Here is a 25,308-nt window from a genome sequence, read left to right as displayed (position 1 = left end):
TACTCTCGACGGTCCATGGACGAACGCAGCAGCAGTGCCCCCCACGTCGTCATCGAGCTGGACGAGGCGCTCCGCGTCACCGGCTGGAACCGCCGGGCGGAGCAGGTGTTCGGCGTCACCGCGGCGGAGGCCCACGGCAAACCTGTCGTCGAGCTGATGCCGGTCTCCGGCGATCCCTCAGCGTGGCGCGACGCCCTGACGCCCGACGGCGAGACGCCGCGGGTCCGCGCCGTCGCCCTCCCCGGGCGCGAGGTGCTGTTCGAGGCCTGGTCGCAGGCGCTCCGCGACGGCGACGGTCGAGTCACCGGCGCCGCGCTCTACGGCCTCGACGTCACCGCCCGCGCGGCCGCGGAGAAGCGCTGCGAGCTCGAGCGCACCGTCCTCGGCACGCTGCTCGACACCCTCGACATCAGCGCCTGGGCGCTCGACCCCGACGGCGTGTTCCTGTTCCAGGACGGCAAGGCGATGCGAGAAGCGGGCCTCCGGCCGCACCAGTTCGTCGGCCTCAACATGTTCGAGGTCTACGCCAACGAGACGGGCCACGCCGAGGTGCGGACGGCGCTGGCCGGCGAGCCGGTGCTCGGCGTCCAGTCCGAGACCTACGGCGTCCACTGGATGCACTGGTACATCCCGGTCAAGAACGCGTCGGACGTCGCCCTGGTCGGCATCTCGCTCGACGTCACCGACACCAAGCGCAACGAGGTCGAGCTGCGGGCCAAGCTCGATCTGATCGAGAAGCAGCAGGAGGTCATCCGCGAGCTGTCGACCCCGATCATCGAGGTGTGGGACGGCGTGATCACCCTGCCGATCGTCGGCCTCATCGACAGCGTGCGCACCGCCGAGATCATGGACAACCTGCTGCAGACGGTCGGGCGCACGCGGGCCCGCTTCGCCATCCTCGACCTCACCGGCGTCGAGGTCGTCGACACCGGCACCGCCAGCCACCTGATCAACATGATCCAGGCGATCCGTCTGCTCGGCGCCGAGGGCATCCTGACCGGCATCCACCCGATGATCGCGCAGACGATCGTCGCGCTCGGCGTCGACCTCACCCACGTGGCCGTGTTCGGCAAGCTGCGCGACGCCCTGCAGCACTGCATCGCCCGCCTCGGCCGCAAGCGCCCGGTCGCTCCCGCCGCCCCGGCCGCCGGCGCTTGAGCGCTCCCCGGCCGCCGCGCGCCGGGCCGCGCTCAGCGCCTGTCTCTTCGGCCATATAACGAGTGCGCCGCGCGCTCACTCGCAGGCCGGGAACTGACCCGCGCCCGGCGCGTCGCCGGCCTCGACGAACGCGACATTGCTGTCCTCGAGGACATTGCCGGCAGTGTCGGTGACGCGGAACGAGTACGGCCCCGGGCCCATGCCCTGCTCGGCGACGAAATAGTTGTAGTCGAGGCGCGGGACGGCCTGCCACTGGCCCTCGCCGTCCTTGAATTCGAGCGAGGCGATCGGGTTCTTGTGCCCGCGGATCTGCACCGCCGTCCACCACTCGTTGCTGCCTTCCTTGAAGTGGTAGACGATAGGTCCGCTGGTCGCGCACGACACGTAGCGCCAGGAGATCGGCACGCGGCCGAGCTCCTTGGCGGCGATCTTCGGGAATGCACCCTCGCTCAGATCGATGTCGCCCTGCGGACATCCCGGACAACTGTCCACAATGCGGACAATGATCGATCCGTCCGGTCCGTCGATCGCGACACACGCGCCGCACGCGGCCGACGCCGCGTAATCGACGGTGTTCATCGCCGCCACCATCGGCTCGCCGGGGTCCGCGTCGAAGCTGCAATTGCCGCTGCCATCGGCCGAGTAATAGGTCGCCTCGCCGGTGTGGACCTCGCCCTCGCACACCTCGCCGCCCCCGTTCGGAGCGTCCGCGTCGCTGTCCGCGTCCGGGCCTGCAGTGCCGCCGCCGCCGCCGCCGCCGCACGCCAGGAACACCGACACCGCCACCCATATGCCGCGAGCTCCGCTCATGACACCAGCAGGCCAGAGCGAACCAACGCTGTCAACGCAGGCGAACGGTGATAGTATCGCGGTCGTGGGTCGTTACCGCGTGACTACCGAAGCGGACGTGATCGGCGCCCGCGTGGCAGCCGAACGCCTCGCGCTGCAGGAGGGGTTCCCGCGGCTGGCGGCCCAGGAGGTCGCGCTGGTCACCTCGGAGCTGGCGTGGAACCTGGTGCGCCACGCAGGCGGCGGAGAGATCGATCTGGCGATGACGAACGGCCCGCACGGCCCGGCGCTCGTCGTCGCCGCGATCGACGGCAGCCCGCCGATCGCCGACCTCGAGACGGCGCTGCTCGACGGTCACACCGCCAGCGGCCCGATCCCGCCGGAGGAGCGGATGCGCCGGCGCGGCCTCGGCAGCGGCCTCGGAGCGGCGCTCCGCCTCAGCGACCGCCTGGTCCAGGAGGCCTTGCCCAAGGGCAAGCGCATCGTCGCGACCCGCTACCTCGTGCGCCCGACCCGATCGTGAGCCGCATGTCCTGAAGGACATGCCCCATCAGCCAGGCGTGCAGCGGCCGAAACGACCGAGCGCGCGGGGCACGAAGCCGCCGCGCGCTCGCCGGAGTGCCCTGCGCTCGCTCAGGAGGCCGCGATGGCGGCGAGGTCGAGGGTCTGCTCCTCGCGGGTGACGCGGAAGCCGAGCCGGCGCAGACAGAAGCGCAGGCCCTCGCGGAGGCTGCGGAGCGTGACCACGCCCTGCAGCTCGAGGCCGAGGCCGACGATGATCTGGGCGACCGCGGGCTGGATGCCGGTGATGACGCAGCGAGCCCCGAGCAGGCGGACCGCCCGCATCACCCGCAGCAGGTGGTCGGCTGTGGCGGTGTCGACGGTGTCGACGCCGGTGAGGTCGACGATGGCGAAGCGCGCCCCGGTGCGGGACACCGCCTCGAGCAGCGTGTTCTTCATGTCGGCCGCGCGCACACTGTCGACCAGGCCGACGACCGGCATGGTGACGATGTCGTCCCAGACCTGAATGATAGGAGTCGAGGTCGCGGCGGTGATCGCCTCTTGTTGCAGGAATCGCCGCTGCAGCTCCTCCTCGATCCGGAAGCCCTCGCTGAGGTCGCGGGCGATGATGGCCGCCGCGCTGACGCGGCCGTCGTCGCGGACCGGGGCGATCGTCAGCTGCACCGGCAGCGACGAGCCGTCGGCGCGCCGCAGCTCGGCCTCGCCCTCCCACTGGCCGTCGGCGATGGCCGCCGGGATCCACTCGCCGATCAGCTGGGCCGCGTGCGCGCTCAGCTGGTCGATCGAGAGGCCCGGGAGCTCGTCGGAGGCGCGGTCGACCAGGCGCAAGCCGGACGCATTGACGTGCAGCACCGCCCCGCTCGGCTCGACCAGCGCTGCGAAATCCGCGAGGCCGGCGAACATCGCCTTGAAGGACGCAACGTTGGACTGTGGCTCTGCGCTCATCGGCTCAGCTCCTTAACATTCGACATAGTCGCGGACGACGCGGCGCGACGCGGCGCGGCGATAAAGGCCCTGAGGGCCTCGCGGAGGTTGGAGAAAGAGGGGATCGCCGTCAAGTCGACGCCCAGATCGACCAGGGTCTGGGCGACGCTCGGGCCGACCCCGGCGATCACGCCCTGGGCGCCCAGCAGCTTCACCGCGCGGACGATGCGGAGAAAGTTGTCGGCGGTCGCGGTGTCGATCGTGTCGACGCCGGTGAGGTCGAGGATGGCGCAGCGGGCCCGGCGCTGCAGGATCACCTCGAGCAGCCGCTCCATCATCTGCGCCGTGCGCGAGGCGTCGATCGCCCCGACGATCGGGACCGCCACGACCTCGTCCCACAGCTCGATGATCGGCGTCGACAGCGTCATGATCGCCTGCCGCTGCTCGGCGATCAGCGCGATCTTCTCCTGCATCTCGGCGACCATCCGGTCGCGCTCGGCCAGCGCCGCTTCGCGGGCCGCCGCACTGGCGTGCACCGTCGCCAGCATCTGCTGCAGGTCGGCCGCGGTCGCCTGATCGTCGGCCGCCAGCTCGCGCATCTCGTCGTCCAGCGAGCGCGTCGAGGCCTCGATCACGAACTCGTCGTAGGCGTCGCCGTCGCCGGTGAAGGCCGTCTGCCGCGGCCAGCAGAGGGTCCCGAACAGCCGCTGACACAGCCCCGTCAGCTTGCCCGCGACCAGCCCGCCGTTGAACGCGCTGCCGTCGCGCGGCAGCACGCTCTCCCACCCGTTGGTCACGCGGAACACCGCGACCTTGGCCGCGCGGTCGAGGTCGACCAGCTCCCAGCCGCCCCAGCCCGACACCGCCGCGTACTTCGCCAGCTCGACGAAGCCCTGCTCGAAGGTCGGGTACGCCGAGATGACGGTCCAGTCGCCGTCGGTGCTGCGCACCCCCTCGGCCTGCAGCGCCAGCGCGAACCGCCGCGGCCCGACCATCGCCAGGAACGCCGACATCAGCCGCGCCAGCGACGAGTCGCGGAACATCGCCACGCTCGGCAGGCCGCCGATCCTCAGCTCGCCGCGCACGAGGTCCCACTCGTGGCTGACGCCGGCGATGTCGAGCTTGCCTGGGGCGAGGGCGGTCATGGCGAGGAGGAAGGAGGGAGGAGGAGGGAGGTCAGTCGGCGGACTTGGCGAAGGACGCCGCGCTGGTGATCGTCTCGGGGGTCACGTCGTCGAAGGCGTCGTCGGGCTCGAGCTCGCTGACCACCGCGCTGACGCCGAGGCGCTCGAGCGCGTCCTCGAGGGTCAGCGCGGTCTGGGCCAGGCGGAAGTCGGCGCCCATCGTCTGCAGCGTCATGGCGATCGGCGCACTCATGCCGCAGATGACCGTCGGCGTGCCCATCAGCCGGGCCGCGGCCGCGAGGTTGGCGATCACGTGGCAGAGGTGGCTGTCCATCGTCCACATGCCCGTGACGTCGATGACGAGCCCGGCCGCCGAGGTGTCGCGGATCGTCCGCAGCACGTCGTCGACCAGGAACGCGGCTGTCTCGTCGGTCACATCGCCCTGCAAGGGGACGACGATGCGCTGCCAGAGCTGAATGACGGGGATGCGGTTCTCGAAGGTCTTCATGGCCTCATGCCTCGGTATCGCAGACGAGCACACTGGCGTCGTCGTCCGGCTTGCGGTGCTCGCGCATCAGGGTGTCGCACAAGGGTTCAGGGTCGAGGTTGCGCAGCGAATCGAGCGGCGACCGCTGCGAGATGCCGTCGGAGAACATGACCAGCCGCGCGCCCGACGGCAGCTCGCCGCGGCAGATCCGGAAGCTCTGCACGCGCGCGCCGAGCACCCCGGGACTGAGCAAGATGGGCAGCTTGGCGCCGAGGCAGCGGATCTCGACGTTGCCGACGCCGCAGCAGACGAACGACACCGTGCCCGGCGTGCTCGTCGGCGTGAAGCCCAGCTGGCACACCGCCGCCGCCGCGCCGCGGGTGCCGCGGAGCGCCTCGTGCATCGCCCGCATCGCCTCCTCGATGTCGACGTTGAGCGGCAGGCGGTTGAGGCAATCGACGGCCGCGTGGGCGGCCAGCGCCGCCAGGCGCCCGTGACCGAGGCCGTCGATCACGGCCAGCGTGATCGCCTCGGGGCCGCGGCGGACGAGCACCGCGTCGCCGTTCTCGCGCTCGCCCGTCTTCGGGCTCGTCCGATAGGCGGTCGTGAACATCAGTAGTTCACCTCGACCTCGATCCGGGTGCCCGTGGGCCCGGTCTCGATCTCGAACTTGTCCGACAGCCGCTTGGTCCCGAGGATGCCGAGCCCGAGCCCGCTGCGGCTCTTGTACTTGCCGGACATGATCTCCGGCAGGTTCTTGATGCCGCCGCCCTTGTCGCTGCCGACCACGTGCATGCAGCGGCGCCCGCTCGGACATGGCCGAATGACCAGCTTGCCGCCGCCGGCGTAGAGCACCTGGTTGCGCGCCAGCTCGCTGACCACGGTGGCCAGCTTCTGCAGGATCAGCGCGGATGTCCCGAGGGCCATGCAGATGTCGCGCGCGGCCAGGCGGGCGCGGGCGATGTCCGCCTCGATCTTCACGTCGATCTCGATCGCCTCGATGGTCTTGGGCGACGCGGCCCGCGTCAGCTCGGCGAACGCCTTGCGGGAGTCGGCCTCGCCGACGAACCCGCGCATGCCCTCGACGAGCCGGGTGATGAGCTGGCTGTCGGTCGCGGGCCGCCCGCGCAGCTCGGTGCGTGCGCGCAGCAGGATGCCCTGTGCTCGCGCCGTACCGACGAAGCGCGCGAGCACCGACAGCAGCGCGGCGTCGTCCAGGCCTGGAGCGCCTGGTGGTTTGCCTCGCAGATCGGTCACAGGTTGACCTCCGCCTCGATCCATGTGCCGGTCGGGCCGGTGTGGAGCCGGAACCCGTCGGCCAGACGTTTGGTGCCGATGAGGCCGAGACCGCGGCCGTTGCGGCTGACCTTGCGCCCGGCGAGGATCGCATCGACATCGGCGATGCCGGAGCCCTCGTCGACGGCGCGGATGAACACGCACTTTCGTTCGGCGCCCACCGATCCGACCACGACCTTTCCTCCGCCCGCGTAGAGCACCATGTTGCGCGCGAGCTCGCTGATGATGGTGGCGATCTTCTGCAGCGACAGCGGGCGGGCGCCGAGCTTCTGGCACAGCTCGCGCGCGGCCACGCGGGCGCGAGCGACGTCCTTCTCGCTGAGCACGTCGAGCTCGAGCGCCACCTCGGAGCCGCCGGCCTCGATGTGCACCGCCGGCAGCTCGAGCGTGAACTGCGAGCCCTGCCCCGGCCGGCTGCTGACGCGGATGTCGCCGCCGAGCATGTGGCACAGCCGCTGCGTGATGACCAGGCCGAGGCCGGTGCCGCCGTAGCGGCGCGTCGACGACGAGTCGACCTGGTAGAACTCGCGGAACAGCTGGCCGATGTTCTCCTGGGCGATGCCGATGCCGGTGTCGGACACGCGGAACAGGATCCACGCGCGGCCGTTGACGATCTGGCGCGCCACGCTGAACTCGACCTGGCCGTTGTTGGTGAACTTGCCCGCGTTGCTCAGCAGGTTCAGGAGGCACTGCCGGATCTTCAGCGGGTCGGACCGCATCGAGCCGACGCTGGGGCTGATCTCGAGGCGGAACGCGTTGCGGTTCTTCTCGATCAGCGGCCGGCTGGTCGCCACCACCTCGTCGATCATCCCCGCGACCGTGAACTCCTCGATGTGGACCAGCATCTTGCCGGCCTCGATCTTCGAGATGTCGAGGATGTCGTTGATGAGGCTCAGCAGGTGCTTGCCGGCGGCGCGGATGCGCAGCAGGTCGGCGAGCCACGTCTGCGTCCCGCGCTCGCGCATCTCGTCCTCGAGCAATTCGCTGTAGCCCAGGATCGCGTTGAGCGGCGTGCGCAGCTCGTGGCTCATGCGCGCCAGGAACTCGCTCTTGGCCCGCGACGCGTCCTCGGCCGCCGCGGTGCGCTCGGCGACCCGGCGCTCGAGCGATTCGTTGAGCTCGACCAGCTGCGCCTCGGCCGACTTGCGGCCGCTGATGTCGGTCGACACGCCGCAGATCGCCGCGATCTTGCCGTCGCTCGCGCGCAGCGGGAACCGCACCGAGTAGAACGTGCGCGCCCCGTCGCCGAGGCCGTGCAGCACCTCTTCGACCTCGACCGTCGCGCCGCGCTGGCGCACCTGCGTCTCGCCGCGAGAGAACGCCTCGATCGCCGCCGCCGGCAGCACGTCGCGGTCGGTGCGGCCGAGCACCTCCTCGCGCCGCCGGCCGAGCAGCGCCTCGAAGAAGCGGTTGATGAACAGGTACGACCCGCCCTCGTCCTTGAGGTAGACGATCGCCGGGATGTGATCGCACAGCGCCCCGAGCCGCGCCTCGCTCTCGGCGATCGCCCTGGCCGCGGCCGCGTGCTCGCGCTCGAAGGCCCGCTCCGCCAGCTCGCGCCCGCCGGCGTCCGACGCCATCGCGTAGGCCCGACCGGCCGCGGCGTCGACCACCGCGTGCCACGCCAGCGCGACCGTCCGCCCCTCGCGGTGGACGAAGCGGGTCCGCAGGGCCTGCACGTCGCCTGGCTTTTCGAACATGTTCACGAGGCCAGCTTCGACCGCGCCGCGATCGTCGGCGTGCACGTGATCGACGAGGCGCGCCCCGAGCAATTGCTCCGGCACGTGGCCCAGCGCCGCCGCGGCCGCGGCGTTGACCGCCGCGAATCGACCGTCGCGGTCGAGCTCGAAGATCAGCGCGTCGCTGGCAGCGAGCAGCCGCGCGTAGCTCGAACTGGCGAAGGCCCGCTCTCGCTCCCCGAACATCGCCGTCTCCTCGCCACGCGTCGCGCGCTGGGTGTCGCCGTCAGACACGAGAGTTGGATTGTATGGGGGAACGCATCCCCAGTGTGCGATCCTTTTTCGCGCACGCTCACCGACCACCCGGCGACCGCAGCGCACATCGTCCTTCCTGGACCGCGGCTTCGGGACCTCCCCGGCTTTCGCCACGCGGTCCGCATTCGGCCGGCGCACCCGACCTCGCGGCGCGAGCCGTCACGCAATTCCCCGCCCTGCTACCGTCATGTGTGTGTGGCTCGCCCTGCTCACCGGCCTGCTCGCGGTCCCGCAGCTCGACATCGCCGCGCTGCGAGACGGCGACATCCTGCTCCACACCTCGCGCGGCGCGCAGGCCGTGGCCGTCGCCCGCGCGACCGCCAGCCCCTACACCCACGTCGGCATCGTCGATCGCACCGGCGGCGACGTCTTCGTGATCGAGGCCGTCGGCCCGACTCGCCGCACGCCGCTGGCGGACTGGCTGGCCCGGGGCGTCGGCGGCAAGGCCACTGCCCTGCGCCATCCGGGCCTCGACTCCGCAGCGCGCGCCGCCGTGGTCGCGGCCGCCGCCGGCTACCTCGGGCGTCCCTACGATCTGTCCTTTACGCCAGGTGATGACGCCCTCTACTGTAGCGAGCTGGTGGTTCTCGCCTACGCCGCAGTCGACGTCGCGGTCGGCTCGTGGCGCCCTCTGGGGGATCTCGCACTCGACGACGCGGCCGTGCGACGCCTGCTGACGCGGCGCTGGCGATCGCACCCGGCCTGCCGCGGCGCGCCCTCGCTCGCCGCGTGTCGGCCGGCGCTCGCAGCGGTCCCCGTCCTCACACCCGCCAGCCTCGCAGCCGATCCTCGCTTGCGGATCGTCGGCACCAGCTACCTCCCCCGACCACCCTGAAGCATCACGAGAGATCTCATCGCCGCCGACGTGCGGCCGCGCGCCGCGCCGGTGCCCCGCCTTCGGTCTCGCCGACGACGCCGAAGGATCCTCGTTCCTGCGCGGGCCGTCGACGCGACCCAGCCCACACGCCCGCGGCCGTCGCCCCGCCGCGCCAGAGACCGTGTGGCACCATCCGGCGATGCTCCGCCGCCTCGTCGACCTCGCCCGCGATCTCGGCCTCGATCCCGAGAGCCGCGCCTATGTCCCCTACGGCCACGACTTCGCCAAGATCGACACCGTCGCCGCCGGCGAAGGCAGCGCCCACGGCAACCTCGTCGTCGTCTCCGCCGTCACGCCGACCCCGCTCGGCGAGGGCAAGACGGTCACCTCGATCTCCCTCGGCATGGGCCTGTCGCGGATCGGCGAGTCCGCGCTCACGTGCCTGCGTCAGCCCTCGCTCGGCCCGGTGTTCGGGGCCAAGGGCGGCGGCGCCGGCGGCGGCAAGGCGCAGGTCGTCCCCGCCGATCGCATCAACCTCGGGGGCACCGGCGACGGCCAGGCCGTCGGCGCCGCGCACAACCTCCTCGCGGCGATGCTCGACGCCCACCTGCGCCACGGCAACGCGCTGAAGATCGACCCGGCGCGGATCGCCTTCTCGCGGGTCACGCCGGTCAACGACGGCAGCCTGCGCAAGGTCATCACCGGCCTGGGCGGCCCGCTCAACGGCGTCCCGCGCGAGTCCTTCTTCGAGATCAACGAGGCCAGCGAAGTCATGGCGATCCTCGCCCTCGCGCACGATCGCGGCGACCTGCGGCGGCGCCTCGGCAACATCGTCCTCGGGCCCGACCAGGGCGGCGCGCCGGTGCGGGCCGAGCAGCTCGGCGCCGCCGGGGCCATGAGCGTGCTCCTCCGCGACGCCCTCTACCCCACCCTCGCGCGCACCAGCGAGGGCACGCCCGTGCTGCTGCACGCCGGTCCGTTCGCCAACATCGCCCACGGCAACAGCAGCCTGATCGCCACCCGCTGGGCCCTCACGCGCGCGCCGTGGGTCGTCACCGAGTGCGGCTTCGGCACCGACCTCGGCCTCGAGAAGTTCGTCCACATCAAGGCCCGCCTCGGCAACCTGCGGCCGGCCTGCGTCGTCGTCGTCTGCACCGTGCGCGCGCTCAAGGTCCACGCCGGCGTGGCCAAGGCGGTGCTCGGCAAGCCGCTCGACCAGGCCGTGCTCACCGAGGACGTGAGCGCCGTCGAGAAGGGCGCCGCCAACCTGCGGCACCACCTGCGGATCGCCACCAACTTCGGCCCGCCGGTGGTCGTCGCGCTCAACCGCTTCCCCACCGACACCGACGCCGAGATCGCGGTCGTCGAGGGCATCGCCCGCGAGTTCGGGGCCGGCTTCGCCGTCCACACCGGCTTCGCCGACGGCGGCGCCGGGGCCGAGGAGCTGGCGCGCGCGGTCGTCAAGGCCGCGCGCCCGACCGACCTGCGCTACCAGTACGAAGGGACAGGTCCGCTCGTGCCGCGGCTCGAGAGCCTGGCGCGCAACGTCTACGGCGCCGAGGGCATCGAGCTGGCCCCGGCCGCGCGCACGCGCCTCAACCAGATCGAGAAGTGGAGCCTCGGCGAGCTGCAGCTGTGCGTCGCCAAGACGCACCTGGCCACCACCCACGACCCGGCCGACGGCGGCCTGCCGAAGCCGTTCACCCTGCCGGTGCGCGACGTCCTGGTCCGCGCCGGCGCCGGCTTCGCCACCGTCCTGACCGGCGAGCTCACCACCCTGCCGGCGCTCGGCGCCCGCCCGAACGCCGTCGACATGGACCTCGACCCGGTCACCGGCGCCGCGATCGGCCTCTAGGCCTGTCTCGGGGGGCATGCTCCTTCGGGCATGCCCTCACGCGCATGTCCTGAGAGACATGCCCCGACGGACGGCCCGCATCAGCCCTCGTGGATCGACAGCACGAAGTTGCCGGCCTGGCCGCCGACCCCGTCGACGACCACGATCACCTGCTGGCCGGCGAACATCGGGACCGCGATCTGCGGGAACGGCCCGTTGGAGTCGTCGTTGCAGGCCAGCTCGCCGCCCTGGCAGGTGCTGTCGAGCAGGTACAGCACCGGGTCGAAGTCGGCCTCGACGACCTCGAACACGAACAGCCCGTCGAACGGCGCCGACCACATCGCCTCGATCTCCGGCGACTCGAAGCCGTTGCAGCTGCCGGCGCGGATGTTGGCCGCGCCGGCGGTCTGGCCGTCGATCGTCAGCGGCACCAACGGCTCGAACACCCCGTCGGGGCACTCGTCGGCGACCGGCACCTGGGTGATGTTGTAGACCACGTCCGCGGTGCTCTGGCCGAAGCTGTCGATCACCAGGGTGACCGTCTGGCCGACGATCAGGTCGACCTCGACCTTCGAGGTCAGGTTGCCGCCGCTGTCGTCGTCGCAGGCGAGCTCGCCGCCGAAGCAGACCCCCTCGAGCACCGCCAGCAGCGAGTCGAAGGTCGAGCCGATGGTGTCGAACTGGAACCGCCCGGTGACCGGCGCCGTCCACACCACCTCGAGGTCGGTGCCGCCGATCCCCCCGCAGCTGAGGGAGAAGTCGTCGCCCTTGGCCTGCAGCGAGTCGACCTGGTGGATCGGCACCACCGCCGGCAGGACGATCTCGCCGCACTCGGTCGGCCCGCTCGTCGTCACCGTGACAGTGGGGTCGATCGTCGTCTCGGTGTCGGTCGCCGTCGTGATCGTCGTCGGGCTGACCGTCGTCGGGCTGACCGTCGTCGGGCTGACCGTCGTCGGGCTCAGCGTCGGGCTCAGCGTCGTCGGCCCGATCGTCTCCGAGTCGGTCGACGGGTCGAAGGTGCCGTCGCTCTCGGTGCCGGGGAAGAAGCCGAACCGGTGGTCGTTACAGCCTGCGAGCGCGAGCCCGCAGGTCAGGACGGAACGGACGCCGCGTCGCATAAGCCAGGGATACGCCGACGATAGCACAGCCGCCGGCGCCCCCCAAGCCAGCGTCCGGCTAGTTCGTCACGATTTCATTGAGCTTGGCGATGACCCGGCGGAACTCGTCGACCGCCTCGGCGTGGCCCTGGACCTCGTCGAGGTTGTAGGTCTTGAACTGCTTGGTGACCGCCGAGTAGCCGAAGTTGCCGATGCCCTGGTCGGCGAACTTGGCCGACAGGTACTTGATCTCGAGCGGCTTGTAGCCCGAGCCGTACGCCCCGATGTGCAGGTGCGTGTTGTTGTGCGGCTCGCCGAAGTGATACAGGTATCCGTCGGTCGACGAGACGAAGCCCAGCTCCTCCAATTCGCGCTTACTGACCTTTGGCATCCACCACCCTCCGTTGATTCGCCGGCACCGTAGCCGATAGCCGCCGGCTTGTCGCCGGTCGAGAACGCACGTGCGCGCGCGAAACCGCCGGGTTCGGTGGCCGCTCCAAGCGCAGTCAGGGTGCACCATCGGGGTTACCCTCGGCTGACAGGACCGCGCATGCAGCTCCAGATCCGCAATCTCTCGAAGACCTATCCCAATGGTGTCCGTGCCCTGCGCGGAGTCGACCTCACGATCGGTGCCGGCATGTTCGGGCTGCTCGGGCCGAACGGCGCGGGCAAGTCGACGCTCATGCGCACGATTGCGACCTTGCAAGATCCCGACGGCGGCAGCGTGCGCTTCGGCGACATCGACGTCCTGACGCAGAAAGATCGCCTGCGCGGCGTGCTCGGCTACCTCCCGCAGGAGTTCGGGCTCTACCCCAACCTCAGCGCCGAGGCGATCCTCGATCACTTCGCGGTCCTCAAGGGCATCGTCGACGCCAAGCAGCGCAAGGCCCAGGTCGCCGCGCTGCTCGAGCAGACCAACCTCACCGCCGCGCGCAAGAACGCCGTCGGCGGCTTCTCGGGCGGCATGAAGCAGCGGCTCGGGATCGCCATCGCCCTGCTCGGGCGGCCGCAGCTCGTCATCGTCGACGAGCCGACCGCGGGCCTCGACCCGACCGAGCGCCACCGCTTCCTGAACCTGTTGGCCGACATCGGCGAGGACGTGGTCGTCATCCTGAGCACGCACATCGTCGAGGACGTGCGCGAGCTGTGCCGCGAGTTCGCCATCATCGCCGCCGGCGAGGTCAAGTTCAGCGGTGAGCCGGCGGCCGTCATCGACGGCCTGCGCGGCAAGATCTGGCGCCGCGTCGTGGCCCGGGCCGAGCTCGAGGACATGCAGCGGAAGCTCCGCGTCATCTCGACCCGGCTCGTCACCGGGCAGCCGGTCATCCACGTGTTCCACGACGGCTCGCCGGGGCCCGAGTTCCAGGCCGTCGAGCCCGACCTCGAGGACGTCTACTTCTATCACATCACCGGCGCGGCCCAGGGCGCGGCCTCGGAGGCGGCATGAACCAGCTCCTCTCCTTCGCCGGCTTCGAGGTGCGCTACCACCTGCGGCGGCCGGTCACCTACGTGTTCGCGTTCGCTATGGCGCTGTTCGGCTTCCTCGCCATGACCACCGAGGTCGTCCGCTTCGGCGGCGCCGGCGGCAAGGTGTTGAACAACGCCCCGTGGCTGGTGAGCACCGCCGTCATGGTGTTCACCTTGATCGGCACGATCTTCACCTCGGCGATCGCCGGCACCGCGGTGCTGCGCGACTTCGAGTACAAGACCCACGAGCTGCTGTTCACCACGCGCCTGCGCAAGCCGGCCTTCGTGTTCGGCCGCTTCCTCGGCGCCTACCTCGTCACGGTGCTGGTGCTCGCCAGCAGCGCGCTCGGCCTGTGGCTCGGCGCGCACATGCCCTGGCTCGACGCCGACAAGATCGGCCCCGTCCCGCCCGGCACCTATCTCTGGCCGGTCTTCGTCTACGTCGTCCCGACCGGCCTGTTCGCCAGCGCCCTGTTCTTCGCCGTCGGCGTGTTGACCCGCAGCTTCGTCGCCGTCTACATCCAGGGCGTCGTCCTCTTCATCGGCTACTCGATCGCCAACAACATCATCAGCGACATCGAGCAGGAGCAGCTGGCCGCCCTGCTCGACCCGTTCGGCTTCAACGCCACCAACCTCGTCAACCGCTTCTGGACCGTCGCCGAGAAGAACAGCACGCTCCTGCCGATGGACGGCGTGCTGCTGCTGAACCGCCTGCTGTGGATCGGCCTCGGCGTCGTCATCCTGCTGGTCGCGTATCGCATGTTCCGCATGGAGGCGTTCACGCGCGCGCGGAGGCCCGGCAAGGCCGCCAGGGTCGAGGTCGACCTCCCGGCGGTGCGGGCCCCGGCCGAGCTGCCGCGCGTCACCCCGATCGCCGGCCCGCGCGCCGAGCTCGCGCGGGTGGTCGCGCTGATGGGGCTGCACTACCGCAGCATCGTCCGCGACCGCGCCTTCCTGGCGCTCGGCGCCATCGCCGTGCAGATGACGGTCGTCAACGCCTTCTACGCCGACCTCCTCTACGGCACCACCGTCTACCCGGTGACCTACGCGATGGTCGAGGTCATCGTCGGCTCCGGGCTGTTCTTCGTCATCATCTCCGCGCTGTACGCCGGCGAGCTGGTGTGGCGCGAGCGCGGCCTCAAGTGCGATCAATTGGTCGACGCCACCCCGACGCGCAGCCCGCTGGTGTTCGCCAGCAAGGTCGGCGCGCTCGTGGCGGTCGAGGCGACCCTGTGCGGCGCGCTGATCCTCGCGGGCATCCTCGTCCAGGCCGGCAAGGGCTACAGCCACTTCGAGCTCGACGTCTACCTCGGCTACGTCTACGGCATCGCCTTCCCCGGCATCGTCCTCCTCACCCTGCTCGCCTTCTTCATCCACGTCGTCACCAACCAGAAGCTCGTCGCCAACGGCCTCATCATCGCCTACTACGTGATGACGCTCGTCCTCAGCTATTGGGGCGTGCACGACAACCTGTTCCGCTACAGCCAGTTCCCCGACCCGGTCTACTCCGACATGAACCGCTACGGCCCGAGCCTCGGCGCCTGGATGTGGTTCATGGCCTATTACTTCGCCTTCGCCGGCCTGCTGCTGGCGGTCGCGCGGCTGTTCCTGGTCCGCGGTCAGGTCCACGGCGCCCGCGCGCGCCTGCGGCTGGCCCGCGCGCGCATCACCCCGCGCTGGCTCGCGGCCACCGGCGGGCTCCTGGCGGTGTTCATCGGCCTGTTCGCGTTCATCCGCCACAACACCCACGGCCTCAACCGCTTCCGCGACAGGGACGACGAGGAGGAGCTGCGGGCCGTCTACGAGCGCGAGTACAAGCAGTACGAGCACCTGCCGCAGCCGCGGATCGTCGCCGCCGACGTCCGCGTCGACCTCGATCCGGCGCGCGGCCAGGGCACCTTCAAGGGCACCCTGCGCCTGGCCAACAAGTCAGGTGTGGCCATTCCGGCCGTCCACGTGACCCTGCGCGACGAGCTGACGATCCGCGAGCTCCGCTTCGACCGCCCCTCCGAGGTCGAGCACGACGACAAGCGGCTGCGCTACATGATCCACCGCCTGGCCGAGCCGCTCGCGCCCGGCGCCGAGCTGACGCTGCACTTCGACCTCGCCGACCAGCGGGAGGGCTTCGGCAACGGCGGCCGCGACACCGCCATCGTCGAGAACGGCAGCTTCGTGTCGAGCGACGGCATCGCGCCGAGCATCGGCTACAACCGGGGCCTCGAGCTCGACAACGACGACGACCGCAAGGAGCACGGCCTGCCCGAGCGCGAGCGCATGCCCTCGCTCGACGACGAGGCCGCGCGGGCCAACACGTACATCGCCAACGACTCCGACTGGATCGACTTCCGCGGCACTGTGTGCACCGACCCCGACCAGATCGCCATCGCCCCCGGCTACCTGCAGAAGGAGTGGACCGAGGACGGCCGGCGCTGCTTCGCCTACGCGATGGACAGCAAGATCCTCAACTTCTACTCGTTCCTGTCGGCGCGCTACCAGGTCCGCCGCGACAAGTGGAACGACGTCGACATCGAGGTCTACTACCACCCCGGCCACGAGTACAACCTCGACCGGATGATCGACGCGATCAAGAAGTCGCTCGCGTACTTCACCGCCAACTTCAGCCCGTACCAGCACCGCCAGGTCCGGATCCTCGAGTTCCCGCGCTACGCCAGCTTCGCCCAGTCGTTCCCCAACACCATCCCGTACTCCGAGGCGATCGGCTTCATCGCCCGCGTCCGCCCCGGCGACCCCGAGGACATCGACTACCCGTTCTACGTCACCGCCCACGAGGTCGCCCACCAGTGGTGGGCCCACCAGGTCATCGGCGCCAACGTCCAGGGCGCGACCATGCTGTCCGAGTCGCTGTCGCAGTACTCGGCGCTGATGGTCCTGAAGCAGGAGTACGGCGAGGAGAAGATGCACAAGTTCCTCGCCTACGAGCTCAAGGGCTACCTCGGCGGCCGCAGCAACGAGAAGAAGAAAGAGCTGCCGCTGATGCGCAACGAGAACCAGCAGTACATCCACTACCAGAAGGGCTCGCTGGTGTGGTACGCGCTGGCCGACTACATCGGCGAGGACGTCCTGAACGCCGCCCTGGCCCGCTACATCAAGCAGGTCGGGTTCCAGAACCCCCCGTTCACCACCTCCCGGGAGCTCATGGCCATCCTCAAGGAGGTCACCCCGGCCGAGTACCAGTACGTCCTCGAGGACATGTTCGAGACGATCACCCTCTACGACAACAAGGTCGTCTCGGCCGAGGCCGCGCCCGACGGCGACAAGTACAGGGTCCGCTTCACCGTCTCCGCCCGCAAGCTGCGCGCCTCGGAGCTCGGCGACGAGACCGAGGTGCCCGTGGCCGACTACATCGACGTCGCCGTGTTCGGCGTCCCCGGCCCGCAGGACCTCGACCTCGGCAAGCCGCTGTTCTTCGAGCGGCGCAAGCTCAAGGACGGCGAGACCGAGATCGAGGTCCTCGTCGACGAGCCGCCCGCGCGCGTCGGCATCGACCCCTACAACAAGCTCATCGACCGCGCCCCCAAGGACAACCGCATGGGCGTGTGACACGCAGCGGGGCGCGGCGAGGCCCGCGCCCCTCATGTCCCTCCGGACAGCTTCCAAACGGCCGCGCCGCTCTGCCCCGGGGTCGGCGGCGCGAGGCGCCGGCGCAGGCCGCTCCGACTCAGCGGGCCGGCCCGCGCGGCGACAGCCGCGTCACCAGCCCCGAGCGCGGGCGCGGCACCGGCACCTGCTTCATCGTCAGATCCTGGTCGGGGGCCAGCGTCAGCGCGCAGCGGCGCGCCAGCAGGGCCGCGAACGCCCGCATCTCCAGGCGCGCGAACTCCATCCCGAGGCAGATCCGCGCCCCCCCGCCGAACGGCAGGTAGCGGCCCTCGTGGGCGTGGGCGTGGACCCGACCGTGAGGACATGTCTCTTCGAACACTGCGAAACGGTCAGGGTCGAAGCGACCTGGCTCTTCGAACAGGGCCCCGTCGCGGTGGGTGTCGCGGATCCGGTAGCCGGTCAGCCAGCCCGCCGGCACCGTGAAGCCGGCGACCTCGAAGGTGCGGGTGCACTTGCGGAACGCCGCCGCCACCGGCGGCTGCAGCCGCAGCGTCTCGGCCAGCGCGCGCTCGGTGTCGGCCAGGCGGCCCAGCGCCTCGACCGTCAGCGGCCCGCGCGGCGTGACCCGCTCGACCTCGGCGCACACGCGGGCGTAGGCCTCGGGGTGCTGCGCCATCAGCATGCAGAAGTTGGTCAGGCCCGAGGTCAGCGTCTCGTGGCCGGCGAACAGCAGCACAAGCATCTGCTCGGCCAGCTCCTCGCGGCCGAGCGCCGAGCCGTCCTCGTCGCGGGCGGCGAGCAGCAGCCCGAGCACGTCCTCGCCGGCCTTGCCGCTGCGGAGGCGGGCGTCGATGGCCGCGTGCAGGTGCGCGATCAGGCGCCGGCGGGCCCGCTTGGCCCGGCCGAACGCGGTGAGCGGCAGGTCGGCGGGGATCGTGAACAGCCCGGCCGCGAACGTCTCGAAGTCGTGGACCAGCGCCGGGTCGGTCCGCTCGCGCGCCCCCATCATCAGCGCCGCCGCGATCTCGAACGTCAGCGCGCGGATCTCCGGGTACAGCGCCAGCTCGCCGCGTTCGAGCCAGCGATCGAGCGCGGCTGCGATCCGCGACTCCATCAGCGGCAGGTAGCCGAGCAGCGCCTTCGGCCGGAACGCCTGCGCCAGGAGCCGCCGCCGCCGCAGGTGCAGCTCGCCCTCCTGCGTCGACAGCGTGTTCGGCCCCAGCAGCTTGAGCGTGCTCGCCGGCCAGGTCGCCTCGACGAATTTGTGCTCGCCGCGGAACAGCAGCAGGTTGTTCTCCGGCCCGGCCAGGAGCGCCATGTCGCGATTGAACAAGCGCGTGCGCGACACCGGCCCGAATTCCGCCCGCCGCTCGGCGCCGAAGCGCGGGTTGAACAGGATCTGGAACCACTCGCCCACGAACGGCAGACCGGAGCGACCCGGCGGCAGACGAGGCGGCGCGGACACGGTAGGAGTCGTCACCACCGCATGCTGCCCGGCGGGCGTGCCGACGGCAACGAGGACCGAACGTCCCCGCCGCCGGCGCGAACGCACGAACCGGCGGACTCGGCCGAATTCGCCAGTTTACGGGCGTTCTGGCGCCGGCCGCGGACCGCCGTCGTTCGCCTCGTCGCCCGCGTCCACCGCCCCGGCCTCCCGCGTCCTCCGTCCTCGCTGTCGCCCCGATGCCTGGCGATGTCCACATCTTCGGGTATCGAGGCGAGAAGGAGGACCGTCGCATGCTGCGCTGGGCTCTCGTGTTTCTCATCATCTCCGTCATCGCCGCCGTGTTCGGCTTCAGCGGCCTCTCCAACGCCGCCACCGACGTCGCGCAGGTGCTCTTCTACATCTTCCTCGGCGTGTTCGCGCTGATGCTCCTGGCCGGCCTCATCGCCGGCGACCAACTGCCGCGCTGAGCCGGCTCGCCTGCACCAGACTTGGCCGCGCCGCCGCCGGGGTGTACCGTCGAGCGATGTCGAAGCCTGGCTTGTGTCTCGCGCTGTTCGTCTCGTCGGTGCATCTCGCGTGCGGTGACAACTCCACCCAGGACAGCGCCAGCGCGACCACCACCATCACCACCGCGCCGCCGCCCACGACCACCGCGTCGCCGACCACCACCCAGGCGCCGACGACCACCGCCGCCACCACCGACGACAGCGGCGGTCAGACCGGCACCACGAGCACCAGCACCAGCACGGGCGCCGTCAGCGTCACCGACAGCAGCGCCAGCGACAGCGGCCCCAAGTTCGACCTCGGCATCCAGCCCGACGCGGGCGAGGGTTGCGGCGGCGGAGGCGGCGGCGGCATGGCCGACTTCTCCTACATTTGGATCGCCAACAGCGCCCAGGGCACGATCAGCAAGATCGACACCCAGACGCTGCAGGAGATGGGCCGCTACATCGTGCGACCCGACTCTGCCGGCAGCCCGTCGCGCACCTCCGTCAACCTCTCGGGCGACGTCGCCGTCGCCAACCGCCTCGGCGGCCTCACCAAGGTCTACGCCGATCCCGAGGACTGCCAGGAGAGCAACGGCATGCCGGGCATCCAGACGTCGACCGACGCCAACTTCCTCCCCTGGGGCGTCGAGGAGTGCATCGCCTGGTACACCCCGTTCGGCTACTCCACCCAGCGGCCGGTCGCGTGGACCTCGGGCGAGCTCGACCAGGGCTCGTGCACCTACAAGAACCAGAAGGTGTGGACCGCCGGCGGGCAGAACAGCGTCGCCGACAGCCTCGTCGTCAACCGCGTCAACGGCGACACCGGCGCGGTCGAGGAGACCCTCGCCATGCCCGATGTCCCGATCGGCTACTTCGGCGCCTACGGCGGCGCAGTCAACCAGGACGGCGACTTCTGGTTCGTCATCTACGACGTCGTCCCCAGCCACCTCGTGCACGTCGACGGCGTCACCTTGACGTACGAGAAGTTCGTCGTCCCGCCCGGCATCTGCCCCTACGGCTTCACCGTCGACGGCAAGGGCCGGCCGTGGATCGGCTCCTTCTGCCAGGAGAGCGTGCGCTTCGACCCCGAGACCCAACAGTGGGCGACCTTCCCCGTGCTCGGCTACGGCATCCAGCAGGACGCCATGGGTCGCATGTGGATCGCCGACTTCAACCTGCCCGGCCTGCGCGAGATCGACAGCGAGACGCTCGCCGTCGGCAAGTCGATCACCCTCCCCTCCGGCAGCGTCAAGGGCGTCAGCGTCGACTTCTACGGCTACGTGTGGGTCGTCGACATGGCCCAGAGCGCCTTCCGCGTCGACACGGTCACCGACCAGTACCTGTCGTACGACGGCCTCGTCGGCCCCTACACCTACAGCGACATGACCGGCTGGGGCCTCAGCAACGTCGTCTTCCCGCCCGGGTGACATGCATGTTCGGACATGCCCTGCAGGGCATGTCCAAACGGTCATTGTCGAGTCCCGTGCCGGCTCACTCGCCGTCGCTCGAGCTGCTGCTCGCCGCGCCCGCGGTCTCACCGGGCTCGGGGATCTCGCACTCCTCGATCTGCGGGCCCTCGCCGTAGGTGAACACCCCGCGCAGGTCCTCGGTGCGCGAGATGTTGCGGCGCTGGTCCTGGACCATGCGCCACGACGTCACCCGGAACTGGTAGATCATGCCCCGCAGCAGCTCCGGCCCGGCGTAGGCGAACGACACCTCGCCGCCGTTCCCGGCCGGCACCTCGGCCTCCCACGTCAGGTTGCCGAGCGCGTCGAACACCACCAGGTCGTAACCCTCCTCGCTCGAGTCGTCGATCCACGTGAACGTCGGCGTCGCCTCGACCGCCTCGGGGCTGTCCTTGCCGGGCCCGACGATCTCGAGCGCCCCCGTCACCTTGAAGCTCTCGGGCACCGCCGTCGCCTGCCCGCGCTCGACCACGATCTCCTGCACCTGCGTGCCCGCGATCCCCTCGTCCGGGTCGCGCACCAGGAAGTCGTTCTCGAACGCCACCAGCACCTTGTACGTCCCGCTCGGCACCCCCGTCAGCGAGAACGACCCGGACACATCGGGCGCGGCCGGCGGCGGCGGGTCGCGCAGGCCGAGCGGCACCGGCCCGCGCTCGAGCGGCGCGTTGTAGACGCTCGACGGCACCAGCACCACGCTCGTCACCGAGCCCGCCCCGGAGTCGACGATGTTGAGGCCGCCCGTCACCGTCGCCAGCATCGCCGGGTCGGTCGTGATCACCGCCGGCGCGACGTCTGCGAGGTCGCTCGTGCCCACGGTGATCGCCACTGGTTCCACCTCGAGGCCCTGACGGTAGCTGCGGATCGTCACCGCGCCGGCCGGCACGTTGAACAGCGTGAACGCCCCGGAGGCGTCGGCGATCGCGTAGGGAGCCGGCGTCGTCGCCCCCTCCGCGATCACCAGAGCGCCCGCGGTCCCCTCGCCGAGCGTGCCCGCGATCGTGACACCCGCGGCCTCGCCCCCCAGCGACACCAGCGCGACGTGCGTCGCCGCGTTGTCGATCACGTCCGGCGCCTGCGCCTCCTCGCTGTCCGCATCCTCTTCGTCCACCGGCTCGGGCGCAGCCTCGGCGTCGGACAGATCGATCGGCAGGGCCGGCCGCAGCCCGGTCGGGAACGGCTGGTAGTCCCGCGCCGACACCGACAGCGTCCACTTCAGCGCCACTGCGTAGCCGCCGTCGGCGTCGCGTCGCACGCTCACCGGCAGGTCGTAGTCGCCGCACCCGTCGGTCGCGACCACGTCGGTCACCGGCTCCCCCAGTTCATTGAGCGCCGCCACCAGCGCCCCCGCGATTCCGCTCCCGCTCGCCGAGTCGGTCACGCGCCCGCGGATCGACAGCGCCGTCCCGCACACGTGGCCCTCGCCGCTCGCCAGCGGTTCGCACGCCAAACCCGCCGCGCAGATCGGCTGCGGATCTTCGTCGTCCTCGGTCTCGGGCGTCGCCTCGACCGGCTTGACCGCGGGGTCGCAAGTCGCGCCGGCCGCCAGCTGAGGCTGCTCGGGCAACGGCGCCTCTTCTTCCTTCTGGCAGCTCGTGACACCGAACGCAATGACGGCAACTCCAACGAGACGATCCATGAGTGTATCCGGCATGCCCGCTGAGACCGAGGTCTGCTGCCCCGTTCCAACCTCGGCGCGTGTCCGCGTTCGATCGTGCGCGATCGAGGGTCTGATGATTCTCCTCGCGACGACTTGGAATCGTCGCGGCCCGGCAGGTCTGAGGCAGACCATGCGATCGATCGCGCTGCTCGTCTCCCTCAGTGCAGTGACCTTCACTTTCGGCTGCAAGTCCCCCGAGTCGGGCGAGACCATGACGGAGGTGACCAGCGACCCGGGCAGCTCGACCGCGACCACCACCCTCAACCTGACCGACGTGCTCACGGACCCGACGTCCACCACCTCGAGCAGCGGTTCGAGCGAGCCGACCACCACCACCGGCGGCACCGGCACCGCCACCGGCACCGGCACCGATGGCACCGCCACCACCGAGGGCCTCACCTGCACCCCCATCGCGTGCGAGGGCGCCGTGCTGGCCTGCGGCGACTGCATGGACAACGACGGCGACGGCCTGGTCGACCTCGCCGACCCGGAGTGCATCACCCCATGCGACGACCGCGAGGACACCTTCGCCACCGGCCTCCCCGGCGACAACATGGACCCGTGCAACCAGGACTGCTTCTTCGACGGCAACTCCGGCTCCGGCAATGACAAGTGCAACTGGAGCCTCAAGTGCGACCCCGCCAACCCCGGCGGCGACATCTGCCCCTACGACCCCGACTTCAACAATTGCCCCGAGATGCAGTCGGAGGAGTGCCTGAGCAACTGCCAGGTCCCGAACGGCTGCGACTGCTTCGGCTGCTGCACCGTCGAGGTCGACGGCATGACTTACGACATCTTCCTCGGCGACCCCGATTGCGCGCTGTCGGACATCGCCAGCTGCCAGCAGTGCACCAAGAACGACGACTGCGACGAGGAGTGTCACCCGGAGGAGTGCGAGATCTGCTTCGGCGAGTCCGAGCCGCCGCCGGGCTGCGACGATCCGACCTGCGAGGGCTTCGACTCGTGCACCGTCGACATGATGGGCAACAGCAATTGCGCGGAGGGCTACTACTGCACCACGGGCTGCTGCTACCCGATCAACCCGGGCTGAGCGCGCGGCCACGGTTCGCCCGCGCGCATGGTCGGCCATGCGCCGCGGCGGCGCTTGACGTCGCCCCCTCGTTCGCGCTGTCATGACGGCCCTCGCCTGCCCGGAGTTCGCGCGTGTCACGTATCCTCGCCTGTGGTCCTCTCCTGTTCCTCCTCACCGTCGCGTGCGGCGAGGTCGAAGCCCTCACCGTGACCGAGGGCGACACCGACGCCGACAGCACCACTGACGGCACCTCCGGGGGTCCTACCACCGCGCCCGGTCCGACCAGCGACTCACCTGACCCTTCGACCAGCTCGCCCGACCCGATCACCACCGGCGAGCCCGTCACCACCGAGCCCGACCCGACAGATGGTCCCGTCGCCACCTCGACCACGACTGAGGCCACCACGACCACCGGCGAAGGCACCTCGACCACCGACGCCTCGACAACCGACAGCGCGACCACCGACACCTCGACTACCGGCGTCGACCCGGTCGCGCCGGAGCTGCCGGCGCCGACGGCCGACTGTCCCGACATCATCGACGGCGACGTCAGCTTCCAGCCCTCGGGCCTCGACAGCCCGCGGGACGTGCGGATCTGGGTCGACCTCGACGCCGCCGATCAGGCCGACGGGCCGGTCGTCTTCTACTGGCACGGCACCGGCGGTTCGCCGCAGGAGGCGCTCACCGGCATCGGCGAGCTCGGGATCCAGGAGATCCTCGACCTCGGCGGGATCGTCATCGCGCCGACCCACGATCCGATGGCGGGCATCTTCCCGTGGTGGCTCGTCCTGAGCGAGACCCAGGACGACCTGCTCCTCGCCGACGAGGTGCTCGCCTGCGCCCGGGAGCAGATCGGCGTCGACGCCAGCCGGATCTACACCCTCGGCTTCAGCGCCGGCGGCCTGAACACCGCCCAGATGAGCATTCGGCGCTCGAGCTACATCGCCGCCGCCGCCCCCTACTCCGGCGGCCTCATCTTCGGCGCCATGCCGCCGTTCCAGGACCCGGACAACAAGTTTGCCGCCATGATCTTCCACGGCGGCCCCGGCGACGTCGTCGTCGTCGGCTTCGAGCAGGCCAGCAAGGACTACGCCGCCTACCTCGACGACAACGACGACTTCAACTTCCTGTGCAACCACGGCGGCGGCCACTCGATCCCCGACGCCCAGGACAGCGTCATGCAGTTCTTCTTCGACCACCCGTTCGGGGTCGGCGCCTCGCCGTACGCCCAGGGCCTGCCCGGCGACTTCCCCGACTACTGCGCCCTCTGACCCTCAGGCCATGTCCGATCGGACATGGCCTTTCAGTCGAGCTTGGCCGTCTTCACGCGCGCGTCGCGTTGCAGCCAGCACATCAGCCCCGGGAAGTGCATGCCGAGGAACGCGCCGAGCTTGCCGTGGGCGGTGAACGTGTACTCGCGCTTGCGCGCCGCGATCGCCTTCACCATCACCCGGGCCGCGTCGTCGGCCGTCCACATCAGCCCCGCCGGGCGCTTGTCCTTGCGGCTGGCCTCGAAGCGGCCCTCGTTGTCGACCTGCCCGATCTCCGTGCTGACGAACCCCGGGTTGAGCAGCGTGCAGCTCACGCCGGAGCCGCGCAGCTCCATCGCCAGGGTCAGCCCCACGGCCCGCAGCGCGAACTTCGAGGCCGAGTAGGCGCCGACGCGCGGGCTGGCGAGGATGCCCGACACGCTGCTGACCAGCCCCAGGCGCCCGCCGGTGCGGCGCAGCGCCGGCAGGCTGTGACGCACCACCGACACCGCGCCGAAGAAGTTGGTCTCGAACTGGCGCTGCCAGTCGTCGTCGGTCAGGTCCTCGACCCGGCCGATCACGCCGAAGCCGGCGTTGGCGACCGCGACGTCGAGGCGGCCGAAGTGGGCGACGACCGTCTGCACCGCCGCCGCGACCTCGTCGTCGCGACGCACGTCGCACGGGACCGCGAGGCCGCGGCGGCCGAGGCCTTCGACCTCCGCGACCACCTCGGCGAGGCGGTCCTGGCGACGCCCCGACACCGCCACATCGGCCCCGCGGCGGGCGAACTCGCGGGCCATGGCCCGCCCGATCCCCGCCGTCGCGCCGGTGATCCACGCGACCTGTCCGTGAAACTGCGTCATGGCGCGCACCATACCGCAACCGCGGCCGGTGCGC

The 25,308-nt window shown here is 70.7% G+C and carries 22 protein-coding genes; 10 read left to right on the top strand and 12 right to left on the bottom strand.

The window, feature by feature from the left end:
* Nucleotides 1–15 precede the first annotated feature (15 nt).
* On the top strand, nt 16–1,158 hold the full coding sequence (locus tag O0S08_RS12860) for an STAS domain-containing protein (protein WP_269039396.1): 1,143 nt from the start codon (nt 16–18) through the stop codon (nt 1,156–1,158).
* Between the two features lie 75 nt (nt 1,159–1,233).
* Here the strand turns inward: O0S08_RS12860 and O0S08_RS12855 are convergent, their stop codons facing one another.
* The gene (locus tag O0S08_RS12855; protein ID WP_269039395.1) at nt 1,234–1,968 is read right to left on the bottom strand and encodes an expansin EXLX1 family cellulose-binding protein; all 735 of its coding nucleotides are present in this window, start codon (nt 1,966–1,968) and stop codon (nt 1,234–1,236) included.
* A gap of 79 nt (nt 1,969–2,047) precedes the next feature.
* Between O0S08_RS12855 and O0S08_RS12850 the strand changes: the two genes are divergently transcribed.
* Nucleotides 2,048–2,470 (top strand): ATP-binding protein, encoded by a 423-nt coding sequence (locus O0S08_RS12850; protein WP_269039394.1) that lies wholly within the window; start codon nt 2,048–2,050, stop codon nt 2,468–2,470.
* A gap of 110 nt (nt 2,471–2,580) precedes the next feature.
* On the opposite strand, the gene O0S08_RS12845 is transcribed toward O0S08_RS12850, so the two are convergent.
* From O0S08_RS12845 to O0S08_RS12820, 6 genes are read right to left on the bottom strand one after another with little or no spacing between them, the layout of a single operon-like run.
* Nucleotides 2,581–3,414, bottom strand: a complete 834-nt coding sequence (locus O0S08_RS12845; protein ID WP_269039393.1) for an STAS domain-containing protein — start codon at nt 3,412–3,414, stop codon at nt 2,581–2,583.
* Complete coding sequence (locus O0S08_RS12840) at nt 3,411–4,538, bottom strand: STAS domain-containing protein (protein WP_269039392.1); 1,128 nt, start codon at nt 4,536–4,538, stop codon at nt 3,411–3,413. Before O0S08_RS12840 ends, O0S08_RS12845 begins: the two co-directional genes overlap by 4 nt.
* Before the next feature lie 31 nt (nt 4,539–4,569).
* Nucleotides 4,570–5,025 carry an STAS domain-containing protein gene (locus tag O0S08_RS12835; RefSeq protein ID WP_269039391.1) on the bottom strand — a complete coding sequence of 152 codons (456 nt, stop codon included), beginning with the start codon at nt 5,023–5,025 and terminating at the stop codon, nt 4,570–4,572.
* Between the two features lie 4 nt (nt 5,026–5,029).
* Nucleotides 5,030–5,617, bottom strand: a complete 588-nt coding sequence (locus O0S08_RS12830; RefSeq protein WP_269039390.1) for a SpoIIE family protein phosphatase — start codon at nt 5,615–5,617, stop codon at nt 5,030–5,032.
* Nucleotides 5,617–6,261, bottom strand: coding sequence for an ATP-binding protein (locus O0S08_RS12825; protein ID WP_269039389.1), 645 nt, complete (start codon nt 6,259–6,261; stop codon nt 5,617–5,619). The genes O0S08_RS12830 and O0S08_RS12825 overlap by 1 nt, the downstream gene beginning before the upstream one ends.
* Nucleotides 6,258–8,273 carry an ATP-binding protein gene (locus tag O0S08_RS12820; protein ID WP_269039388.1) on the bottom strand — a complete coding sequence of 672 codons (2,016 nt, stop codon included), beginning with the start codon at nt 8,271–8,273 and terminating at the stop codon, nt 6,258–6,260. The genes O0S08_RS12825 and O0S08_RS12820 overlap by 4 nt, the downstream gene beginning before the upstream one ends.
* A 208-nt stretch (nt 8,274–8,481) precedes the next feature.
* Here O0S08_RS12820 and O0S08_RS12815 point away from each other — a divergent pair, with 208 nt between their 5' ends.
* Nucleotides 8,482–9,129, top strand: a complete 648-nt coding sequence (locus tag O0S08_RS12815) for a YiiX/YebB-like N1pC/P60 family cysteine hydrolase (RefSeq protein WP_269039387.1) — start codon at nt 8,482–8,484, stop codon at nt 9,127–9,129.
* A gap of 181 nt (nt 9,130–9,310) precedes the next feature.
* Nucleotides 9,311–10,966, top strand: coding sequence for a formate--tetrahydrofolate ligase (locus O0S08_RS12810; RefSeq protein ID WP_269039386.1), 1,656 nt, complete (start codon nt 9,311–9,313; stop codon nt 10,964–10,966).
* Between the two features lie 80 nt (nt 10,967–11,046).
* On the opposite strand, the gene O0S08_RS12805 is transcribed toward O0S08_RS12810, so the two are convergent.
* Nucleotides 11,047–12,063: a hypothetical protein gene (locus O0S08_RS12805; RefSeq protein ID WP_269039385.1), complete on the bottom strand. Its 1,017-nt coding sequence runs from the start codon at nt 12,061–12,063 to the stop codon at nt 11,047–11,049.
* Nucleotides 12,064–12,121: 58 nt separating this feature from the next.
* The gene (locus O0S08_RS12800; protein ID WP_269039384.1) at nt 12,122–12,433 is read right to left on the bottom strand and encodes a hypothetical protein; all 312 of its coding nucleotides are present in this window, start codon (nt 12,431–12,433) and stop codon (nt 12,122–12,124) included.
* A 159-nt stretch (nt 12,434–12,592) separates the two neighbouring features.
* On the opposite strand from O0S08_RS12800, the gene O0S08_RS12795 reads away from it, so the two are divergent.
* Together O0S08_RS12795 and O0S08_RS12790 are read left to right on the top strand one after the other, a co-directional pair.
* Nucleotides 12,593–13,489 (top strand): ABC transporter ATP-binding protein, encoded by an 897-nt coding sequence (locus tag O0S08_RS12795; RefSeq protein WP_269039383.1) that lies wholly within the window; start codon nt 12,593–12,595, stop codon nt 13,487–13,489.
* Entirely contained in the window at nt 13,486–17,070 is a 3,585-nt protein-coding gene (locus O0S08_RS12790; protein WP_269039382.1) for an ABC transporter permease/M1 family aminopeptidase, read from the top strand. Before O0S08_RS12795 ends, O0S08_RS12790 begins: the two co-directional genes overlap by 4 nt.
* A gap of 118 nt (nt 17,071–17,188) precedes the next feature.
* On the opposite strand, the gene O0S08_RS12785 is transcribed toward O0S08_RS12790, so the two are convergent.
* Nucleotides 17,189–18,535 carry a cytochrome P450 gene (locus tag O0S08_RS12785; protein WP_269039381.1) on the bottom strand — a complete coding sequence of 449 codons (1,347 nt, stop codon included), beginning with the start codon at nt 18,533–18,535 and terminating at the stop codon, nt 17,189–17,191.
* 272 nt (nt 18,536–18,807) lie between these two features.
* Between O0S08_RS12785 and O0S08_RS12780 the strand changes: the two genes are divergently transcribed.
* The gene (locus O0S08_RS12780; RefSeq protein ID WP_269039380.1) at nt 18,808–18,984 is read left to right on the top strand and encodes a DUF1328 domain-containing protein; all 177 of its coding nucleotides are present in this window, start codon (nt 18,808–18,810) and stop codon (nt 18,982–18,984) included.
* A 56-nt stretch (nt 18,985–19,040) separates the two neighbouring features.
* Nucleotides 19,041–20,432: a Vgb family protein gene (locus O0S08_RS12775; RefSeq protein ID WP_269039379.1), complete on the top strand. Its 1,392-nt coding sequence runs from the start codon at nt 19,041–19,043 to the stop codon at nt 20,430–20,432.
* 64 nt (nt 20,433–20,496) lie between these two features.
* Here the strand turns inward: O0S08_RS12775 and O0S08_RS12770 are convergent, their stop codons facing one another.
* Nucleotides 20,497–22,035 carry a carboxypeptidase-like regulatory domain-containing protein gene (locus O0S08_RS12770; protein WP_269039378.1) on the bottom strand — a complete coding sequence of 513 codons (1,539 nt, stop codon included), beginning with the start codon at nt 22,033–22,035 and terminating at the stop codon, nt 20,497–20,499.
* A gap of 223 nt (nt 22,036–22,258) precedes the next feature.
* Here O0S08_RS12770 and O0S08_RS12765 point away from each other — a divergent pair, with 223 nt between their 5' ends.
* Complete coding sequence (locus O0S08_RS12765) at nt 22,259–23,179, top strand: hypothetical protein (RefSeq protein ID WP_269039377.1); 921 nt, start codon at nt 22,259–22,261, stop codon at nt 23,177–23,179.
* A gap of 113 nt (nt 23,180–23,292) precedes the next feature.
* Entirely contained in the window at nt 23,293–24,432 is a 1,140-nt protein-coding gene (locus O0S08_RS12760) for an alpha/beta hydrolase family protein (RefSeq protein WP_269039376.1), read from the top strand.
* Nucleotides 24,433–24,464: 32 nt separating this feature from the next.
* Here O0S08_RS12760 and O0S08_RS12755 read toward each other — a convergent pair whose 3' ends face one another.
* Nucleotides 24,465–25,274, bottom strand: coding sequence for an SDR family NAD(P)-dependent oxidoreductase (locus O0S08_RS12755; protein WP_269039375.1), 810 nt, complete (start codon nt 25,272–25,274; stop codon nt 24,465–24,467).
* Nucleotides 25,275–25,308 lie beyond the last annotated feature (34 nt).

The organism is Nannocystis punicea, from assembly GCF_026965555.1.
Lineage (GTDB): Bacteria > Myxococcota_A > Polyangia > Nannocystales > Nannocystaceae > Nannocystis > Nannocystis punicea.
The sequence above is the reverse complement of the archived record's forward strand: the minus strand, read 5'-3'. Positions and strand labels throughout refer to the sequence as shown.

Excerpts from the sequence above, each read along its gene's own strand:
- O0S08_RS12835 (WP_269039391.1), bottom strand. The coding sequence starts at position 5,025 with ATGAAGACCTTCGAGAACCGCATCCCCGTCATTCAGCTCTGGCAGCGC.
- O0S08_RS12860 (WP_269039396.1), top strand. The coding sequence starts at position 16 with ATGGACGAACGCAGCAGCAGTGCCCCCCACGTCGTCATCGAGCTGGAC.
- O0S08_RS12775 (WP_269039379.1), top strand. The coding sequence starts at position 19,041 with ATGTCGAAGCCTGGCTTGTGTCTCGCGCTGTTCGTCTCGTCGGTGCAT.
- O0S08_RS12855 (WP_269039395.1), bottom strand. The coding sequence starts at position 1,968 with ATGAGCGGAGCTCGCGGCATATGGGTGGCGGTGTCGGTGTTCCTGGCG.
- O0S08_RS12815 (WP_269039387.1), top strand. The coding sequence starts at position 8,482 with ATGTGTGTGTGGCTCGCCCTGCTCACCGGCCTGCTCGCGGTCCCGCAG.
- O0S08_RS12755 (WP_269039375.1), bottom strand. The coding sequence starts at position 25,274 with ATGACGCAGTTTCACGGACAGGTCGCGTGGATCACCGGCGCGACGGCG.
- O0S08_RS12840 (WP_269039392.1), bottom strand. The coding sequence starts at position 4,538 with ATGACCGCCCTCGCCCCAGGCAAGCTCGACATCGCCGGCGTCAGCCAC.
- O0S08_RS12805 (WP_269039385.1), bottom strand. The coding sequence starts at position 12,063 with ATGCGACGCGGCGTCCGTTCCGTCCTGACCTGCGGGCTCGCGCTCGCA.
- O0S08_RS12830 (WP_269039390.1), bottom strand. The coding sequence starts at position 5,617 with ATGTTCACGACCGCCTATCGGACGAGCCCGAAGACGGGCGAGCGCGAG.
- O0S08_RS12790 (WP_269039382.1), top strand. The coding sequence starts at position 13,486 with ATGAACCAGCTCCTCTCCTTCGCCGGCTTCGAGGTGCGCTACCACCTG.
- O0S08_RS12810 (WP_269039386.1), top strand. The coding sequence starts at position 9,311 with ATGCTCCGCCGCCTCGTCGACCTCGCCCGCGATCTCGGCCTCGATCCC.
- O0S08_RS12800 (WP_269039384.1), bottom strand. The coding sequence starts at position 12,433 with ATGCCAAAGGTCAGTAAGCGCGAATTGGAGGAGCTGGGCTTCGTCTCG.
- O0S08_RS12780 (WP_269039380.1), top strand. The coding sequence starts at position 18,808 with ATGCTGCGCTGGGCTCTCGTGTTTCTCATCATCTCCGTCATCGCCGCC.
- O0S08_RS12795 (WP_269039383.1), top strand. The coding sequence starts at position 12,593 with ATGCAGCTCCAGATCCGCAATCTCTCGAAGACCTATCCCAATGGTGTC.
- O0S08_RS12765 (WP_269039377.1), top strand. The coding sequence starts at position 22,259 with ATGCGATCGATCGCGCTGCTCGTCTCCCTCAGTGCAGTGACCTTCACT.
- O0S08_RS12845 (WP_269039393.1), bottom strand. The coding sequence starts at position 3,414 with ATGAGCGCAGAGCCACAGTCCAACGTTGCGTCCTTCAAGGCGATGTTC.